Origin of the sequence: Lentisalinibacter salinarum, assembly GCF_040706555.1 — a bacterium.
Lineage (GTDB): Bacteria > Pseudomonadota > Gammaproteobacteria > Steroidobacterales > Woeseiaceae > Lentisalinibacter > Lentisalinibacter salinarum.
In genome coordinates, this window is the sequence record NZ_JAPDRH010000001.1 from 313,188 (window position 1) to 331,289 (window position 18,102).

At 67.7% G+C, this 18,102-nt stretch carries 12 protein-coding genes; 4 read left to right on the forward strand and 8 right to left on the reverse strand.

What is annotated here, in order from left to right:
• The first annotated feature begins 8 nt into the window (after positions 1-8).
• A complete protein-coding gene (locus ACJMKZ_RS01275; protein ID WP_405231377.1) occupies positions 9-5,345 on the forward strand; it encodes an HYR domain-containing protein in 5,337 nt (1,778 codons plus the stop codon).
• 45 nt (positions 5,346-5,390) lie between these two features.
• Here ACJMKZ_RS01275 and ACJMKZ_RS01280 read toward each other — a convergent pair whose 3' ends face one another.
• Positions 5,391-7,559 carry a tetratricopeptide repeat protein gene (locus ACJMKZ_RS01280; protein ID WP_405231378.1) on the reverse strand — a complete coding sequence of 723 codons (2,169 nt, stop codon included), beginning with the start codon at positions 7,557-7,559 and terminating at the stop codon, positions 5,391-5,393.
• A gap of 189 nt (positions 7,560-7,748) precedes the next feature.
• Here ACJMKZ_RS01280 and ACJMKZ_RS01285 point away from each other — a divergent pair, with 189 nt between their 5' ends.
• Positions 7,749-9,785 (forward strand): TonB-dependent receptor plug domain-containing protein, encoded by a 2,037-nt coding sequence (locus ACJMKZ_RS01285; RefSeq protein ID WP_405231379.1) that lies wholly within the window; start codon positions 7,749-7,751, stop codon positions 9,783-9,785.
• A 4-nt stretch (positions 9,786-9,789) separates the two neighbouring features.
• Here the strand turns inward: ACJMKZ_RS01285 and ACJMKZ_RS01290 are convergent, their stop codons facing one another.
• Genes ACJMKZ_RS01290 through ACJMKZ_RS01305 form a run of 4 tightly spaced genes read right to left on the reverse strand, consistent with a single transcriptional unit; the run spans position 9,790 to position 13,927 of the window.
• Positions 9,790-10,434: a nucleotidyl cyclase domain-containing protein gene (locus tag ACJMKZ_RS01290; protein ID WP_405231380.1), complete on the reverse strand. Its 645-nt coding sequence runs from the start codon at positions 10,432-10,434 to the stop codon at positions 9,790-9,792.
• Complete coding sequence (locus ACJMKZ_RS01295; protein WP_405231381.1) at positions 10,431-11,768, reverse strand: ATP-binding cassette domain-containing protein; 1,338 nt, start codon at positions 11,766-11,768, stop codon at positions 10,431-10,433. Before ACJMKZ_RS01295 ends, ACJMKZ_RS01290 begins: the two co-directional genes overlap by 4 nt.
• Complete coding sequence (gene devC, locus ACJMKZ_RS01300; RefSeq protein ID WP_405231382.1) at positions 11,768-12,919, reverse strand: ABC transporter permease DevC; 1,152 nt, start codon at positions 12,917-12,919, stop codon at positions 11,768-11,770. Before devC ends, ACJMKZ_RS01295 begins: the two co-directional genes overlap by 1 nt.
• A gap of 15 nt (positions 12,920-12,934) precedes the next feature.
• Complete coding sequence (locus tag ACJMKZ_RS01305; RefSeq protein WP_405231383.1) at positions 12,935-13,927, reverse strand: efflux RND transporter periplasmic adaptor subunit; 993 nt, start codon at positions 13,925-13,927, stop codon at positions 12,935-12,937.
• A 222-nt stretch (positions 13,928-14,149) separates the two neighbouring features.
• Here ACJMKZ_RS01305 and ACJMKZ_RS01310 point away from each other — a divergent pair, with 222 nt between their 5' ends.
• Positions 14,150-14,536: a DUF3307 domain-containing protein gene (locus tag ACJMKZ_RS01310; protein WP_405231384.1), complete on the forward strand. Its 387-nt coding sequence runs from the start codon at positions 14,150-14,152 to the stop codon at positions 14,534-14,536.
• A 4-nt stretch (positions 14,537-14,540) separates the two neighbouring features.
• Here the strand turns inward: ACJMKZ_RS01310 and ACJMKZ_RS01315 are convergent, their stop codons facing one another.
• From ACJMKZ_RS01315 to ACJMKZ_RS01325, 3 genes are read right to left on the reverse strand one after another with little or no spacing between them, the layout of a single operon-like run.
• Positions 14,541-16,253, reverse strand: coding sequence for a DUF2207 domain-containing protein (locus ACJMKZ_RS01315; protein ID WP_405231385.1), 1,713 nt, complete (start codon positions 16,251-16,253; stop codon positions 14,541-14,543).
• The gene (locus tag ACJMKZ_RS01320) at positions 16,253-16,807 is read right to left on the reverse strand and encodes a LemA family protein (RefSeq protein ID WP_405231386.1); all 555 of its coding nucleotides are present in this window, start codon (positions 16,805-16,807) and stop codon (positions 16,253-16,255) included. Before ACJMKZ_RS01320 ends, ACJMKZ_RS01315 begins: the two co-directional genes overlap by 1 nt.
• 7 nt (positions 16,808-16,814) lie before the next feature.
• A complete protein-coding gene (locus ACJMKZ_RS01325; RefSeq protein WP_405231387.1) occupies positions 16,815-17,384 on the reverse strand; it encodes a phosphoribosyltransferase in 570 nt (189 codons plus the stop codon).
• Positions 17,385-17,480: 96 nt separating this feature from the next.
• On the opposite strand from ACJMKZ_RS01325, the gene ACJMKZ_RS01330 reads away from it, so the two are divergent.
• Entirely contained in the window at positions 17,481-18,080 is a 600-nt protein-coding gene (locus ACJMKZ_RS01330; protein WP_405231388.1) for a phosphoribosyltransferase, read from the forward strand.
• Positions 18,081-18,102 lie beyond the last annotated feature (22 nt).

The following is an 18,102-nucleotide window of genomic DNA, read 5'->3' on the forward strand; positions in this document are numbered from 1 at the left end:
TGGAGAATATGATGCGTAGTGCGTTGTCCCGCCGGCGTGCCCGGCCAGGTTTCCTGTGTCTGTCTGCTGTACTAGTCCTGTTCCTCGGCGTCAATGCACCGGCCCAGCAACAGCAGTTCGTCACGCCCGGGCCGAACGTCAACATCGTCGGCCCGACGCCGGATCCGGACTTCGACCGCATCCCGGACTGGCGTCTGAAGCAGCAGCACGAGCCGTCCTGCGTCGTCAGGCCGAATAACCCAGCCTACATACTCTGTGCCTTCAACGACATGCGCGCCTCGGACTGGCCCGCCATCCAGGGCGACGGCTGGATCGGCGTGGCCGAGAGCAACGACTTCGGCAAGACCTGGAAGAGCCGGCTCGCGCCGGGCTATGTCGGCCATCCCACGTCGTCCATCGGCCAGGGTTTCGCGGCGGATCCGGCACTGGTCGCCATCCCCGGCATGGGCACGCCGGGCATGTCGGTGTTGTCGTACATCGCGAGCTTCCGGGACAGCGACCAGGGCGTGCTCGCCCTGCAGCGTTTCGTCGACTTCAATCAGGAAGACGGCGATTTCAACAAGCCGGAGACGTTCGTCCGCGTCATCGATCTCGGTACCGAAGGCCGTTTCATTGACAAGGTGGCGTCACTCTATGCCGTCAAGGAGACCCAGTCTGGCGATACCGGGCAGTCGCAGCCCAGGATCACGCAGTCCATCGAGGTGGAAGGCGTCTCCGAGCCCATCGAGGTGACCACGCCCGACGGCGTCATCGTCGTCGCTTACTCCGTGTTCACGGGTTCCGGTAACTCGGTGAAGCTCTACGCCATCGTCTGCGAGGACAACGGCGCGACCTGTGCCAACCCGAAGAAGGTGTCCGAGGAACTGAATGTCGTCACCGGCGTCTCCCTCGCGTATCTGCCCGGAAAGGGCATCTCGCTCACCTATCGACGCAGCCGCGACTCCAATGAGACCGACGCGATCGTGCATGCTTTCTCGTCCAATCTCGGCAAGTCCTGGGCGAAGACGGAGACCACCTTCCCGATCTGCCCGTTCGACCAGCAGGCGAGCGGCGCCACGTTCCGCAATTTCACGTTCCCGTGGATGGCCGACGACGGCGAGCGGGTCTGGGTGTTCTCCGCGGACCGCGTCGTCTACGACGAGCACGAGCAGAGATGGCGCAGCACCGCGGCTGTGGGCGGCTGCGAGCAACTCGCCAATGCACCGCCGGGCACGTATCCCGGTATCCCGCGCATCGTCGGCATGTCCTCGACGGACGGCAAGAACTGGTACGGCAGCGCCGATCACCCGGATGAGCCGTTCATCCTGGATCTCAATCTCGGCAGCAACGGCAGTGGCATAGCCCGTGCCACCGGGCCGGTGGCCATCGGTCCGGTCGGCGAGAGCCCGGTCGGCTATCAGGTGCTGCCGTTCGCCCATGGCACAAAGGGCCGGGTGGATGTGGCCTGGTGGGATACGCGTCGTGAGGAGGACTCCCGGGTGCGCCCTGCCGATGAGATTCCGCTGATCTACGACTACAACGTCCCCGGGGCGCGCATATTCCGCTCCGCCGACGTCTACATGACGCGCATCGAGGGATGCTCGGCGACCACGGGCCAGGGTGCCTGCACGCCGAGGCAGCCGATCGACGACGGCCTGCTCTCGCCGGTGCGGGTCTCCAATTACGACACTATCGTGCTGCCCGACGGGACCGTGCAGGAGGCGCAGACGAATCGCCTGAACCTGCGCACCCACGCCAGCGGCACGCTGGCCTACAACGGCGACTACGGCTCCATCGCGACGCCGCTGTTGCGCAAGACGCCAAGCGGACGCTGGATTCAGAACAGTCTCCCGGAGCAGCCGGACGAGAGCGGCAGCTTCATAGCGAAGGAGAACATCTTCGTCGCCTGGGGCGAGAACCGGGACATCCGCATCGGTGATCCGTTCGCCACGCAGCTCCTGTTCGCGCCGGTCCAGGGCACCGAGGCGCCGGGTCTGCAGGCACCGGGTCTGCAGGCACCGGGCTTCCAGGCGCCCGGTTTCCAGGCCGCGAATGACGAAGAAAGCGCGGAGGCGACGCTGGCCGGACAGGCCAGGCAGACGCCGGAGCTCGAGGCCGTGACCGAGCCCGACGACGACCCGACCCAGCCGGACGACTCACCGAGTTTCTGCAGTTCCGTGAATTTCAGCCTCAGCCGAAGCCGGGACACGAACGTCTACAGCTCGCTGGTGGAAGACGTGCCGACGCTGGTCGCGCTGACCCAGAGCCGCCGCTTCAACACGGTGCAGCGCATGTTCCCGCTGGTGATCAGCAACCCCGGGACCCAGCCGGCGTCCTACTGCCTGAAGATCATGAACCAGCCGGCAGACTATCAGTGCACGTCGCCGGCCAGCTGCAGCCCCGCGCGCGCCTCGTTCGATCCGCTGCCGGCGTTCAACTACTTCGACGACATCCTCCTTCGGGAGGCGCCCCGGCGCACGCTGCTGGAAGTGCCCGTGGCAGCGCAGGCCTCGGCGGCGCGCTCGGCATTCGTCACCAGCAGCGACGCGAGCACCGTCATCCGGGTGAATGCCTACGAAGGTTCCTGCCCGACCGAGGACAACCCCGCTTTCGGCAATCTCGTCAGCACCGTGGAACTGAGTGACGGCAAGCTGTTCGATCCGGTGTTCTGCGAGGGCAAGACAGATCCGTCCTCGCCGGACTACGACCCGGCCTGCGACTCGGTGGAGAATGCCGAGGCGCACAATATCAGCCTCGCCTCGCCGGGCCTCCAGGCGCCGATTTTGCAGGCGCCGGGACTGCAGGCGCCGGGTCTGCAGGCGCCAGGCTTCCAGGCACCGGGTTATCAGGCGCCGGGATTGCAGGCGCCCGGTTTTCAGGCGCCGGGACTCCAGGCGCCCGGCTACCAGGCCGGATCGCTGACCAGTCCCGGTCTGCAGGCGCCCGGCTTCCAGGCGCCGAGCCTGCAGGCGGCCGCGGAGGGTGACATCGTCTATCAGGACGTGGTGTACGTCGTGACGGCCGACGGTAATGTGACGTCGACCTACTCCGGTGATATCGCACTCTTCGGCCTGGATCCGGACAGCCACCAGGTACAGCTGATCGCCTGGTCGCCGAATATCCAGAATACGACCGGGCTGACCGCTGCGGACGGGCAGTGCGTGCTGGCACCGACTTCCGACAACGAGATACTGGCGACGGCCGACCTGGTCGCCCCGGGCCTCCAGGCGCCGGGTCTGCAGGCGGGTAGCCTCGGCGACGTCGCGCTGCCGACGGCCTTCACGCCCGAGAACCAGACTCCGTACGACGGCGCCCTGTCTTTCGCGGCGCAGCCCGGCGAGCAGGTCGTCATCACCGCCCGCATCTGGGCAACCGGTCCTTCCAGGAACGAGCTGCAGCGTCTCGACGCCTGTTACCAGGCGGCGGAGAACAACGAGCCTGCACCGGCCGGGTGTTCGCCCCAGGACGGGAAGGGCGTCGCCGCCAAGATCGCATTCGGCGCCGCGGCCCACGGTTGCAGCACGGTGGACGTGGATACCGGGCAGCCCGGCGACCCCGATTTCAGCGAGCAGGTCGACTGCATCGACACCGGTTTCGAGAAGATCGCCCCGCCGGATCTGATACCGCCGGAGTTCTTCCCGGCCGACGGCGGCACGGTGACCTACGAGGCGACGTCGCCCGCAGGCGCGCCCGTGCCGACGCCCGGCACGTTGCCGGATGCCATCTCGGTCAGCGATCCGAACCTCGACCCGGCCAGCGTCGGCTGCACGTCCGGGACGCTCACCATCCAGGACGGCACCACTCTCTTCCCGTTCGGCGATACCGCCGTCACCTGTACGGCCAGCGACACGGAAGGCAACATCGCCACAGCCGGCATCACCGTCTCGGTCGACGATTTCACGGATCCGGTGACGAGCGTCACGGGTATCTTCACCGGCATCGAAGCGACGGGTCCCGATGGCGCCACGGTGAGCTTCACCGTCTCCGCCACCGACAATACGGCCACGCAGACGAGCTGTTCGGCAACCGGTGCCACGATCGTCGAGGATGCGGTCACTCCGGGTCTGTTCACCGGCACCTTCGACGTGGGTACGACGGGCGTGTCGTGCACGACGACGGACCAGGGCGGCAACAGCGTCATCGACGCCTTCGACGTCTCGGTGGTCGACACGACGCCGCCGGTGGTTACGGTCTCGACGACCCCGGTCGACACCTCCGCCGTCGAGGCGACCGGCTCCTCCGGCGCATCGGTCTCCTTCACCGTCAGCGCGGTCGATCTCTACGATCCGTCGCCCGGCAGCGTCTGTACGCTGGATGCCGACGGTTCGGCGATCACGTCGCCTGCCACTTTTGCGGTGGGGACGACATCGGTGACCTGCACCGCCACGGACTCTTCCGGCAACGCGGCCAGCGCCCCGTTCTCGGTGACGGTCGTGGATACGACGGCGCCGAGCATCACGGTGCCCGGCGATATCACCGGCGTGGAAGCCACCGGACCGGACGGCGCGATCGTCGATTTCGACGACACGACGACCTACGACGTGACGGCCACCGATACGGTCGACAGCGACGTCGAGATCGTCTGCACGCCGGCCTCCGGCAGCACGTTCCCGCTGGGCACGACGAGCGTCGAATGCACCGCGACCGACGACGGTGGCAACACCGCGACGGACAGCTTCGATATCGGCGTCCGGGATACGACGGCGCCCGACTTCGATCCGCCGCTGACGGACGTTACCGCGACCGCGAGCGGGCTCGCCGGAGCGCAGGTGACATTCACTGCCACTGCGACCGATCTGGTGGACACGGCGGTGGACGTGAGCTGCACCATCCCGGATGGAAGCGGCGGCACGAGGACCGTGGTATCCGGAGATACTCTCCCTCTCGGCTCCACCACGGTCACCTGCGCGGCGACGGACAACGGCGAACTGGGCGACAACCAGCCGCCGCTGAACACCACCACGCAGACGTTCGACGTGGAGGTGGCACTCGGTTTCACGGGCGTCACCACGAACCAGAACCCGAACAATCTGAAGACCGGATCGTCGATCCCGCTGGTCTGGGCCTGGCTGGACGGCAACGGCACATCGGTGAGCGTGGGTAACACCAACCAAAAGCTGGAGGTGTACAGCCTGTCCTGCGCCGATCAGCCGGGGGAACTGGTCTTCGATGAGGACCCGGGTTCGAGCGGTTTCTCGCAGCAGGGCGATGGGACCTACAAGTTCAACTTCCTGGCGAAGTCCGAGCAGAACGGTGAGGACCTGCCCGCGGCGCGGGGCGGCTCGCCCTACTGCGCGATCGTCACTCTCACCATCGACGGGACCGAGATCCAGTCGCAGGTCGGCGATCTGAAGCTGAAGCCGTAACGGCACTCCTGGCAGGGAGTCCCGGCGCTTGCCGAGGCTCCGGGTTCAAGGCAACCGCTGGCGGGCGTCCTCGACGAGGCGCCCGCCGCTCTCCCAGCGCGAGAGGAACGCGCGGTAGTTCTCGTGGGCGGCGGCCTTGATGTCCAGCGCCTCCTGGGCGCGGCCCTGCCAGTAAGGCATCGTCGCCATGTAGCGATAAGTCGGTATGTCGTCGAGGAAGACCGCGGAGGCTTCGCCGCGGCGCTGGTCGGCGACGGTGAACTCGTCCAGCGCCTCCGCGTAGTATTCGCCGGCCAGGTAGGTCTGGCCGAGTTCGAAGTGGATGAGCCAGAGATCGGCGAGATCGATGGCCTCGCGCATGTCGTCGACGGCGGCCACGTAGTCCCCGTCCTCGCGGGCGATCATCCCTCTCAGCATCAGGCCGTAGGCCCGGCTCTGGGGCTGTAGCTGGCCCGCCAGGTCGTCCGCGATCTCGCCCGCCTTCTCCAGGCGCCCGGTCATCACGTAGATGATGCCGGCGGGCACGCGCTCGGCGAGGCCGGAGGCCAGCGCGAGGCCTTCCTCCACTGCGGCGACGGCCTCGTCGTATCGACCCTCTGCCAGCCAGGCGTGCGCGAGAGCGAGGTATTTCCTGGCCGCCGCGCGCGTGTTCCCGTTGGAGATATCCGTCTGGATGGCCTCCGTGAGGATCTGGCGGGCGGCGTCGAAGCGGCCGGTGAAGATGTCGATATCCGCCAGTCCCAGCTTCGCCAGGGACGGGCCGTGCTCGCTCTTCGAGGCTTCCGCCATCTTGCGGTAGGCCTCCCGCGCCACCTCCGGCTCGCCCTGGGCGAGGGCGCCGATGGCCATCGGCAGGTAGGCGGAGCCGTAGTCCGGGTTCCGTTCCAGGACCTTCTGCGCTTCGGTCCTGGCTTTCTCGAATTCGCCCGAGTACATGGCGTAGAGCGCGTAGTTGGTACGATAGAGTTCGCTGGCCGGGTAGATCTCGAGGATGTGGCTGCCCTGTTCCGCCGCCTTGTCGAACTCCAGCCCGAGGAAGTAGGACACCGCCAGGTTGTTGTGGCCGGCCGCGTCGGCAGGATACTTCTCCACCAGGCGCTCGAAGCTCTCGATGGCCTTGTCGATGTTGCCGGTGACCACCGAATAATAGAGGCCCTGCGTTCGCAGCCGCTCGCGCTCGGTCATCGTGTCCATCAGCGACAGGGCTTTCTTCCACAGTTCTTCCGCCTCTTCCTGCCGGCCCAGCTTGAAGGCGCTGAGGGCCCAGCCGGAGTAGGCGCGGCCGAAGCGCGGATCCATTTCGGTCGCTGCCTGGAACTTCGCGATGGCCCTGTCGTGTTCACCCTCGTAGGCGAAGTCGATGGCGGTCGTATACGCCTGTGCCGCCTCGATGGACGCCGCCGTGAATGTCTCGGCCGTGGCCTCCTCTCCGCTCTTGAGGGTGACGTCGCCCAGCGCCTCGCGGATGTCGCCGGACAGTTCGCCCACGGCGGCGAGCACGGCGTCTTTCGCCTTGGCCTCGTGGCTGCTCTCGGAGGCCACTTCGCCGGTCTGGGGATCGATGGCTTTCAGGCTCAGCTCGTAACCCGAGCCCGCCCGTGCGATGCGGCCGGCCAGCACCAGGTCGATGCCCTGGCGGACCGCGATCAGGCGTGCCACCTGGGCACTGATGCCTTTCGTATCCGGCGAGACCTGCCTGGCCACCTTCTCGGCGGCGTTGCGCAGGTACGCCGTGATATTCGGCGCCGACTCGATGCCGATGTTCAGGGCCTGCTCCAGCAGCCCGTCGAACAGGGGGTCGCCGGTGGCGTTCTCGAAGTCGGCTACCAGCACCGACGTCGGTTCCATCTCGACCGGCTCCACCGTCGTGGTGCGGGTGATATTAAGGTAGACGGAGAAGATCAGCGCCACCGAGAGGACGCCGATGGCGATGAAGTCGGCCTGGCGTCCGCCGACCAGTGGCTTGGTAGTGGCATCGACCTCCGACTCGCGTATGACGCCACGCTCGGTGATCTCGAACACCCAGGCCAGGACCAGGGCGACGGGGAAGCCGATGAAGGCGAGGATGACCAGCCAGCGCAGCGTCCAGTCGGGGGCGTCGAAAGTGGGCAGCAGCACGCTCGACGCTTCGATCAGAATCCACGCGACGCCGGCGTACAGGCCGGCAACGCGGAACACGTTCCGTCGGCGCAGTTCCTGTATTAAGTTGCTCATCGCTCCGCCCGCCGTGCCGCCCGAGGCGCAGGGAGTCTAGCATAGCGCTCTGAAGCCCGGTTTCGGCCGGCCGGGCTGCGGATCCTGGGCGCGACCCTGCGTTCCCGGTTATCCTAGCGCGCTTTGTGCCCGGGTCGCATCGTGGTCTGCCCCCCCGGCGTATTGCACCAAAACAGGGAAAGTCACGGCATGGTTGTTCGGCTACTTGCGGCGCGTCTCGTGTTCGGCCTGATCACCGCTCCTGTCTTGGCGGAGGAAGCCATCGACGAGATACAGGTGACGGCCACCCGGATACCGACGACGGTGACCGACGTGCCGACCGGCGTCACCCTTATACCGGCAGACGAGATCGCTGCCCAGACCCTGGTGACCGACGCGCTCGCCCAGACCACCGGGGTCTATCTGCAGCAGACCACGCCTGGCCAGGGCGTGGCGATCATTCGCGGCCTGAAGGGTTCCGAAGTGCTGCATCTGGTCGACGGCATGCGCCTCAACAACGCGATATTCCGTAACGCGCCCACGCAGTACCTGGCGCTGGTAGCCCCGTCCTGGGTAGAGCGCATCGAGGTCGTGCGGGGCTCCGAGGCGTCGCTCTACGGCAGCGATGCCATGGGCGGTGTCGTGCAGGTGCTGTCGCGTAAGCCGGTATTCGAGGGCAGCCAGTATCAGCGCCGCGGCCGCCTGGCGCTGGGTGCCGATACGGCGGAACGCGCCCGCTACATCGCGGCCGACATGGAAGCAGGCACCGAACGTCTGGGCGTACTGGCGAGCGTCGATTACCGCGACATCGGCGATCGGCGCACCGGCGACGGGGAGAGGATCAGCCCGAGCGGCTTCGAATCGCAGGCGGCCCGGCTCGCCTTCGCCGGTCGGCCTTCGCCCGACGTGGGCTGGTTCGTCGACCTGCAGTACCTGCGCCAGCCGGAGACGCCGCGCGTGGACGAACTCGTGCCCGGCTTCGGGCAGACGGAGCCTTCCTCGGCCGAATTCTATTTCGAGCCCAACGAACGCCGCTTCGTGCACGTCCAGGGGGAGCGCCGCAACGGTCCGTTCGCGACGGACTGGACCCTGGACGTCGGCTGGCAGCGGGTGGTGGACGACCGCAGGAACCGGGAGGCCGGATCCGACGTGCGCCGCTTCGAGGACAACCGCAGCGACCTTGTCGGGGTTACCCTCAACGGCGCGCGCGAGGCGGGCGAGACCAGCTGGACGTACGGGGCCGAGTGGTACTACGACACGGTCGACAGCACGCGGGTGGCGCTGGATCTCGCTGGCGGCGAAACGGAGACGGTGGCTGCCCGCTTCCCCGACGGCTCGACGATGGAGCAGCGCGCGGCGTACGTCCATGCCCTGCGCGATATCGGCGAGCGGCATCGTATTTCCGCCGGCCTGCGCTTCAGCTCGGCCCGCATAGAACTGGCGGAGACTGCGACCTCGCCGGCGGCGACGCTGACGCCCGACGACATCAGCGGCGACATCGGCTGGGTCTATCGGCTGACGGATCGCTGGAATCTGGTGGCGAACGCGGGCCGGGGCTTCCGCGCGCCGAATATCTTCGACCTCGGCACGCTCGGGCCGCGCCCGGGTAATCGGTTCAACGTCGCGAATACCTCCCTCGGGCCGGAGCAGGTCTATCAGTACGACGCCGGCTTCAAGGGGGCCGGCGAAGGCTGGCAGTTCGAGTTCATGGTCTACCGGCTCGATTATCGGGACCGCATAACCTCCGTCCTGACCGGGGAGACCACGGCAGACGGGCGGGATATCGTCCAGAGCCGGAACCTCGCCGAGGCCGAGATCTGGGGAATCGAGTCCGGCCTGCGCTTCAGCTGGGGCCAACGGTGGGGGCTGGATGCCGTCGTGAACTACACCTATGGCGAGGAACGGGAGCCGGGCAGCGAGGCGGAGCCGGCGGACCGGATCCCGCCGCTGAACGGCCGGGTGGGGCTCAGCTACGAGCCGGACGATCGGCTGGCGCTGGAGTCTTACGTGGAGTTCGCTGCCGAACAGGACCGCCTCGCCTCCAGAGACATCCGCGACATTCGTATCGACCCGGAGGGCACGCCCGGCTGGGTCACGCTCAACTTCGATGCCACCTACCGTGCCGATGAGAACTGGCGGCTCCGGCTGGCCGCCGAGAACGTGTTCGACAAGGCCTACCGGACCCACGGTTCCGGCGTCGATGCGGCGGGCCGCAACCTGTCGCTGGACGTGTACTACGACTGGTAGCCGCTTACCTGCCCGCGGGCACCGCCCGGTAGAAGGGGAACAGCTGGTCGTCCTGGTCCTGCTCCTCGAAGCGAACGTCGTCCCGGTGAGTGAGCGCAGCCCGGGCGCGTTCGGTCAGCAGCGTCTCGCCGGCCCGGGCGATGTCTTCGCCCAGCTTCGAGGCCTTGTTCATCTCGTCGCCCTGGGCCAGGTTCGGGCCGATGGCGAAGACGGTGCCGAAGCCGATGCCTGCGCAGCAGCGGGTGGGGTGCCGGGAGGCCAGCGGCGAGGCGTTGAAGAGCTCGACGCGCCGATGTATCTCCAGGGCCGCGTCCAGGGCGGCGTCCGTCGACTCGAACAGCGCGACGATGTCGTCGGCGAAGCAGCGCACCAGCCCCGCGCCGTGTTCCTCCAGCACCGGCAGGCAGACCTTCTGGGCATCGAAGATGCGCAGAAGGCTCTCGAGCTCACCCTCGCGTATTGCGCTGGCCGTGAAGCCGGTCATATCCATGTTCAGTATGGCCCGCTCCCAGTGATATTTTTCGTCGAACTCCGCCGGGCTCATCTCGCCCCGCTGCAGGCGCAGGAAGTCCCGGTAGACCTCCTCGCTCCAGCCCTGGTACTCGGCGAGCCGGGCGGCGTCTTCCAGCAGGTCGTGGGGAAAACTCATGCAGTACCTCCGCGGGCAGGATGTTCCCGGTCGAGCCGGTGCAATGTTTCCAGGATCACGCCGAGGGACCCGGCCAGCGCGGAGAAGCGCTCCTCGTCCGTGGCGTCGAAAGCCCGGCCGTCGCGACGGTTCAACAACTGGGTGACGGCGAATACCTCGCCGTCGTGGTCGCGCAGCGGCACGCACAGGACGGCACGGGTGCGGAAGCCGGTGCGCCGGTCCACCTCCGGGTTGAAGCGTGCGTCGGCGTAGGCGTCGTCGATGCGGATGGTCTCGCCCGTGGCCGCCGCGGCGCCGGCGATGCCGGTGCCCGGCGGTATGCGGACTTCGCCCATCTCCGGCAGGTCCTGGGAGACGCGCACGACGAGTTCGCCGGTATCGCGGTCCACCAGCATGAGCGAGGCCCGTTCGGCATCCAGCAGCCGGGCCACCCGGGCGGTGAAGGCACGCAGCGCCCGCTCGAGCATGCTCTGGAAGGCGGCGTCGTTGGCCAGCCGGGTGGCCTGCAGGAAGTGCTGGGACTCCTGGGTGAGCTCCGCGAGCGAGGCGCGGAAGCGGGTCTCGTCCATCTCCTCCACCGCGCTCTCCAGCGGCTGTTTCTGCCGATTCTCCGCGAGCATCTGCATCATGTGCTCGGTGTTGGCGATCACCGCGTCCGTGAAGGTCTGCAGGCGACCGTCCTCCAGATGCATGATCCGGTCGGCTACGTCCAGGATGCGATTATCGTGGGTCACCATCAAGATGGTGGTGCCGTGCTCCTTCGCCAGGGTCTGCATGCGCTCGACCACTTCGCGGCCGGACTGCTTGTCCAGAGAGGCGGTGGGCTCGTCGGCCAGCAGCAGCCGCGGTTCCGCGCCGAGCGCCCGGGCGATGGCCACCCGCTGGCGCTGGCCGCCGGAGAGTTGCTCGGGCTTCTTGTCCCGGTGCTCGGCCATGCCGACGGACTCGAGCATCCCGGCGGCCCGGCGGCGCAGCGCGGCACCCCGCATCCGTCGCGCCATGCGCAGCCCCAGCTCGACGTTCTGCTGGGCCGTGAGTGCGCCGAGGAGGTTGTGTTGCTGGAAGATGAAGCCGATCTGCCGCCGCACGCCTTCCAGCCGGCGCGCCTTCGCGTCGCGGAGTTCCTCGCCGAGTACCCGCACGCTGCCGCTCTGCGCGGAACGCAGTGCTCCCACGATGGTGAGCAGGGTGGTCTTGCCGGAACCGGACGGGCCGGTGACGATGACGATCTCGCCGGCCGGTATCTCGGTGGTGATGCCGAACAGGATCTGTTTCCTGAGCGCACCCTTGCCGTAGCTGTGATCCAGTCCGGCCACCGTGATCGGCGCGTCCATCAGAACACCTCCGCCGGATCGAGCCGGCGTACCTTGCGCACCGCCAGCAGCGCGGAGATGGAACACATGGCCAGTGTCATCAGGAACACGTTCAGGGTGCGTTCCCAGGTGATGTAGATCGGCAGATTGGTGGCGCCGGCGGCAGTGCCGTAGAGCCAGTGGACGATGGCGAGTCCCGGCAGGAATCCGAGCACGGCCAGTATCACCGACTGCTGCAGCACGATGCCGGAGACGAAGCGGTTGGAGTAGCCGATCGCCCGCAGCGTCGCGTACTCGTTCAGGTGCTCGGAGACGTCGGCGAAGAGGATCTGGTATACGATGATGGCGCCCACGACGAAGCCCATGATGGCGCCGAAGGCGAATATGTAGCCGATCGGTGTGGCGGAGCCCCAGTAGGCGGTCTCCCTGTCGATGAAATCCTGCTTGGTCATGACCAGCACGTCCCCCGGCAGGTAGGCGCGCAGGCGGTCGCGTGCCGCGTCCGGGTCGGCGCCGTCGACCAGGCGGATCAGTCCGAGCTGGATGTCGTTCCTCGGCCGTTCCGGGAACAGGCGCAGCCAGTTGTCGTCGCTCATGATGATGGTGCCGTCGATGCCGAAACTGGTGCCCATCTCGAAGACGCCTGCGACGTCGACCCGGCGGTCGTTCACTTCCGTCGTGAGCATGCCCCGCTCGGCCAGCGCTGCGGCCACCGGGCCGAATTCAGGCCGCGCCAGCGCGTCGAAGATGACCGTATCCTGGCGGGACAGCAGGGGCAGGTTCTCGCTGAAGCCCGGCGTCCTGAGCACGTCTTTCTCCGGGTCGATGCCGACGGCATTGATACTGCGCCGGTCGGCACCCCACGGGCTCTTCCAGACCGCCGGGAAAATGTAGACCGGGGTGACGTCGGCCACGGCCTCCAGCGCCAGCGCCTGATAGAGGCGGCGGATCGAGAACGGCTGAGGGCGCACGATGAAGACGCTGTCCGGGCTGAACAGGGCCACGTCGTAGTCGAAGCGTTCCTGGAAGCGCACGGCGCTCTCGAACAACGCCGAGCGGAAGCCCAGCTGCATCATGATCAGCAGCACGGCGAAACTGATGCCGGCGACGGCCACCAGCAGCCGCACGGGGCGGTGGCGCAACTGTAGCCAGCCGATCGGTGCCCTGCTCATCCCTGCCGCCGCCCGTCAGGGCTGGAAGATCACTTCGACCTGGAGGTGGGTCAGGCCGGCAGCCGGAGCGGAGTCCTCCAGAGCCACCTCGACTTCGACGATGCGGGCATCCTTGCGGGCAGCCGGGTCCGTATGCGTTTCGTCCTGTTTCTGCACCTTGGGCCGGATACGTTCGATCCGGCCACTGAGCGGACGGGGCAGGGCGGCGCTGGTCACGGTGGCCTCCTGGCCGGGGCGCAGGCGTGCGACATCGGTCTCGTAGACCTCGGCGATGGCGTACATCCGGTCGACCTGGCCGAGCTCCAGGATGCCCTCCATGCCCACTACCATGCCGACCAGTTCACCCGGGCGCGCATTGATGGCGAGTACGCGGCCGTCCGTCGGCGCATGGATATGGGAGCGGCGCAGTTCGATGCGGTGACGTGCAAGCCGCGCCTCGGTCACGGCGACGGCCGATTCCGCTACCGTCGCATGGCTGCGGGCCGCGGTGCAGTCGGCGGAGTAGGCCTCGGCGTCGCCGCGGGCGCGGTCCGTCTCTTCCTCGGAGGCCAGGTTCTGGTCGCGCAGCCGGGTCAGACGCGCCGCTTCGCGCCCGGCGACGCCCGCGCGCACGCAGGTGGCATCGGCGACGCTGGCGGCGGCTTGCGCCTCCTGCCGCGCCAGCGCGAGTTCGGCTTCCGTCTGTGCGATCTCTGCCTCGTGCAGGGCGGCCGTATCGGATACCGCAAGCAACTGGCCCCGCTCGACGTCGTCGCCGACCTCGACCAGCAGCTCGGCGAGTATGGTGCCGGATATCGCTTCCGGCTCGGAGGGGGCGGACACCGTAATAATGCCGTGTTTCGGCTCCAGGCGGCCGAGCGCGGAGACCGCTGCCGGCGGAGCCGGTTCCGCCCGCGCCTCGTCATCCTCGATGGATGCCGCCGGCTCGACGCAACCGGCCAGCAGCATCACGATCGCCAGCGTACCGGCAAGCGCGGGCCGACGCGAACTCCGACGGGCTTCGAACATGCTGGACTCCCCCTCTTCCCGGCCGGCCCCTGGAGGAGGCCGGCGGGTTGTTGTTCTTGTATATGGGACGAATGCCCCCGGTTCGAAATATAGCACGGGCGCCGCTGGTGCATGCCGCCCGCCTCGCCGGGCGCTATACTGCCGGGCGGGGGACCGGCCGATCCGTTTTGCGGCCGTGTTTCATTACCGGGACATCATCCGGCACAGCATCCGGGAGAGCACATGTTCACCGCCGATCAACTCGTCGCGCACGCGGTCGGCGACTATCTCCTGCAGAGCGACTGGATGGTGCGGGAGAAGACCCGGCGGTCACTCGCGGCGCTGGTGCATTGCCTGTTCTACGTGCTGCCATTCCTGTTCATCACGCAGAATCCCTGGACGCTGGCGCTGATCGCGGGCAGCCACTTCGTGCTGGACCGCTGGCATGTGGCACGCTACGTCGCCTGGCTGAAGAACCGGCCCTGGCCCGGTGCCCGACCCTGGACGGAGTGCTCGCAGACCGGTTTCCCCCCGGATACGCCGCCCTGGATGGCCGGCTGGCTGTTGATCATCATCGACAATATCCTGCATGTCCTGATCAACGGTCTGGCCATCCATTACATCGGCTGAGGGGCTACCAGCCGCCGCCCCCGCCGCCGCCGCCTCCGCCGCCGGAGGAACCGCCGCCCCCGCTGCCCGACGAGGAACCCGGCGGCGTGGCCGCCGAGGCGATCGCCGAGTTCAGCGAACTGCCGACGGCCCGGCTCATCTTCACCGGGTTGCCGGCCTCCCAGCGCCCGGCATACCAGCCCGGGTGCCAGTCGCTGCCGGTCTCGTCGCGCAGCCGAGCGAAGACGTCGGCGAACTGCTCGGCCCAGGGCTGCTCCACCCCCAGTGCGAGCGCGAAGGGCAGGTAGGCTTCGAAGAGTTCCGGCGTTCGCTTGGGCGGATTCCTCAGATTCAGTTCGTCCTTCTCGGCCACTTCGAGGTACAGACGGAAGCCTTCCACCTTGTCGAGCAGTCTGCGACCGTGCGGCGTCGGTGCCTTCAGAAGCCAGGCGAACAGTGCGACGCCGGCGCCGCCGGCGGCCAGCGCGATGGCGCCGGCGAGCGTGAGGCGATCGGCGACCGCCGCGCCGATGCCCGCACCTGCCAGCAGCACGACCGCGGGCAACAGCAGCGCGCTGTTGCTGACGAAGTAGCGCTGGTAATAGTCCCGCTTCAACGCCTTTTCGTGGGCCTTCATGGCGCCGCCGACGATGCTGTGGTACGCGTTGTCCAGCGCCATGCGGTTGGCGCTGGCGAACAGATGTGACAGCACGGCGGATTCGCCCGGAGCCAGGGAGCCGTCGTCGGTCTTCGTCGTGCGGTCGAGTGCGTAGTCGCCGTCGTCTTCCTCGATGGTGACGAAGCCCTTCACTGCCAGGTTGAGTATGGCCGCGGTGAAGGTGCGTTTGTCGTAGCCCATCTCCGCCACGTACCGGAGTGAGGCCGGCGAGTAACCTTCCGGGGGCTCGTAGTGAGGGAAGATCACGCCGGGCTCCGGGTCGACGCCGGTGCGTCGCCAGGCGGTCAGCAGGTAGAACAGGGAGCCGGCGGCGCCCGCGAGGGCGATCAGCAGGCCCAGGTTCTGCGACAGCAGGAAGCGCAGGTCGTCCGCCGCCGTCGGTTCGGCCACGTGGCCTTTCGGCCAGGAGACGACGATGGTCAGCCCCTCGCCGGGACCGAGTTCGCGGGTGCTGCGGAAGACCGCGTTGCCGCGGAAATCCACGCTCGCCTCGTAGTCCTGTCCCGTCGCGCCGAAAGGCCCCGTATAGGCTTCCACCGCGATGTCGGCCGCATCGACGCTCTCCGGCAGGTGCACCGTGGCCGCCGCCTCTTCGATGGGGAAGGCCCACTGGTTGCCGGTGACGTTCCAGTACAGCTCGTCGTGGTCGTCGAAATAGCCGAGCACCCGGTCCACCGTGTAGGTGAGCTCGTAGACGTGCCGGCCGGGCGGCACGAACTCGTCCGCGGAGCCGACGTACAGGCGTATCCCGTTGCCGCGCCGCTCGGTGTGGTGCGGCTCGGCCGATCCGTTGCGCCGCACCGAGCGGAACTCCGGCACGATGCGGACCCGGTTGCCGGCAGCATCCACATAGTCGGTGGGCAGGTCCCGGTAGATGCCGCGCCGGATGCGGTCGCCCTCGGCGGTGACCTCGATGGTCTCGGTGACCGTGATCGGGCCGGCCGCCGGCACGTCGATCTCCGCGTGGTAGCGGTGGATGCGCTCGTCCGCGGCGGCAACCGTCGTCCCCAGCGCGACCATGGCGAGCGCCGCCAGTGCGGCTCTTCCCGCCAGGAGCATCAGTCGCCCAGCTTCACGGCCGGCGCGGCCCCGGTGCCGGCCTCCGCGTCGAAGTACTCGGCCTCGCGGAAGCCGAGGGAGCGGGCGACGATCAGATCCGGGAAAGACTGGATGCGCGTATTCAGGTCGCGCACGGCGCCGTTGTAATAACGGCGGGCGTACTGCAGCTTGTCCTCCGTGTCGACCAGCTGCTCCTGCAGGTCAAGGAAATTCCGGTTGGCCTTCAGGTCCGGGTAGCTCTCGGCCACGGCCAGCAGCCGGTCGATGCCGCGGGCGAGTTCGTCCTCGAGCCGGGCTTTCGCCGCAGGCCGGTCGGTCTCCTCGCTGCGGCGGCGCAGTTCCGTCACCGCCGTCATGGTGGCCCGCTCGTAGTCGGCGTAGGCGCGCACCGCCTCGACGAGCCGGGGAATGAGGTCGTGGCGGCGCTGCAGCTGCACGTCGATGTCGCTCCATCCCGCCCGGGTGCGGTTACGGTCGCGGACCAGGCGGTTGAAGATGAGGACTGCCCAGACGGCGAGGCCGAGCAGCACGAGGATGAGCAGCGGCTCCGCCACCAGCGTATCAGGTATCCGCGCGGCGGGCCGAGGCCAGCAGGTCGTGCAGGGCCGGGTTCTTCGTCTGCAGTTCGTCCGCGTCCAGGCCCAGCACCTCGTGGGGGAAGACCAGCCATTCGTCGGTCTCGTGGTTCCAGTAGTCGGGCGTCATGCTCGTGCGGTTGCGCGCGGGCTTGAACCAGGGGACCGCGATGCGCACGTCCCCGGGCATGTTGGCCCGGGTCTTGCGCTTCAGCTCCTCGATCACGGCGGCGATGCTCTTGCCGCTGTCGAACACGTCGTCGACGATCAGCAGCCGGTCGTCGTGGCAGATCTTGTCCACGATGTAATCGAGGCCGAGCACCTTGACCACGGCGTCCTGCTGGTCGATGCCGCGGTAGGAGGAAGTACGGATGGCGATGTGGTCGGAGTCCACGCCGAAGTAGTAGAGCAGTTCCTGCACCGCCATGCCGACGGGTGTGCCACCCCGCCAGATGGCCATGATCATGGTCGGCCGGAAGCCGCTCTCGAGAATCTTGGCTCCGAGCTGGAACGACTCTTCCAGCAGTCGCTGGGCCGAGATGTAGATTTTGTCCATCCTGTCCTTCGGGGCGTGCGGCCGGCGGCTCGATCTCTATAATGCGGAATCCGGACCACCGATGTTAACGTTTTTGCCCGGGGGCATCGACACGCCATGGAACGCCGCTTCATCGCCGCCAACGACCTGCTGCTGGATTCCTTCCGGCTCGCCGTCGATATCCACGACGCCGGATTCCGGCCCGATTTTCTGGTGGGCCTCTGGCGCGGCGGCACGGCCGTCGGCATCGCGGTGCAGGAGGGGCTGGAATATCTGGGTGTCGAGACGGACCACATCGCGGTGCGCACCTCCTACACCGGCCCGGAGTCCTATCACAAGCGCGATCATGCGGTGGCCGGCATACGGGTGCACGCCTTGCAGTATCTCGTCGACCGCCTCGAGGCGGAGCACCGCCTGCTGATCGTGGACGACGTCTACTCCACGGGCGCGAGCGTGCAGGCGGTCATCAACGAGCTGACGCGTAAGACACGCCGCAACCTGCCCCACGACATCCGCACGGCGACGGTCTGGTATCGGCCCACGGAGCGCACCGTCGCGCCGCCCGACTTCTTCATCCACGAGACCGCCGACTGGCTGGTGCTGCCTTACGAGCTGCAGGACCTCAGCCGCGACGAGATCCGCGCCAACAAGCCGGCGGCGGCCCGGCTGATCGAGGAACTGGCGGGCAAACTGGCGGAAAAGACAGGGCCGGCGTGAAGCCCGCGTGAATCTCGCGACA

Bases quoted from the DNA above. Each gene is read 5' to 3' on its own strand.
- ACJMKZ_RS01305 (WP_405231383.1), bottom strand. From the start codon at position 13,927: ATGTTCGAAGCCCGTCGGAGTTCGCGTCGGCCCGCGCTTGCCGGTACG.
- ACJMKZ_RS01275 (WP_405231377.1), top strand. From the start codon at position 9: ATGATGCGTAGTGCGTTGTCCCGCCGGCGTGCCCGGCCAGGTTTCCTG.
- devC (WP_405231382.1), bottom strand. From the start codon at position 12,919: ATGAGCAGGGCACCGATCGGCTGGCTACAGTTGCGCCACCGCCCCGTG.
- ACJMKZ_RS01325 (WP_405231387.1), bottom strand. From the start codon at position 17,384: ATGGACAAAATCTACATCTCGGCCCAGCGACTGCTGGAAGAGTCGTTC.
- ACJMKZ_RS01295 (WP_405231381.1), bottom strand. From the start codon at position 11,768: ATGGACGCGCCGATCACGGTGGCCGGACTGGATCACAGCTACGGCAAG.
- ACJMKZ_RS01330 (WP_405231388.1), top strand. From the start codon at position 17,481: ATGGAACGCCGCTTCATCGCCGCCAACGACCTGCTGCTGGATTCCTTC.
- ACJMKZ_RS01280 (WP_405231378.1), bottom strand. From the start codon at position 7,559: ATGAGCAACTTAATACAGGAACTGCGCCGACGGAACGTGTTCCGCGTT.
- ACJMKZ_RS01310 (WP_405231384.1), top strand. From the start codon at position 14,150: ATGTTCACCGCCGATCAACTCGTCGCGCACGCGGTCGGCGACTATCTC.
- ACJMKZ_RS01290 (WP_405231380.1), bottom strand. From the start codon at position 10,434: ATGAGTTTTCCCCACGACCTGCTGGAAGACGCCGCCCGGCTCGCCGAG.
- ACJMKZ_RS01285 (WP_405231379.1), top strand. From the start codon at position 7,749: ATGGTTGTTCGGCTACTTGCGGCGCGTCTCGTGTTCGGCCTGATCACC.
- ACJMKZ_RS01315 (WP_405231385.1), bottom strand. From the start codon at position 16,253: ATGCTCCTGGCGGGAAGAGCCGCACTGGCGGCGCTCGCCATGGTCGCG.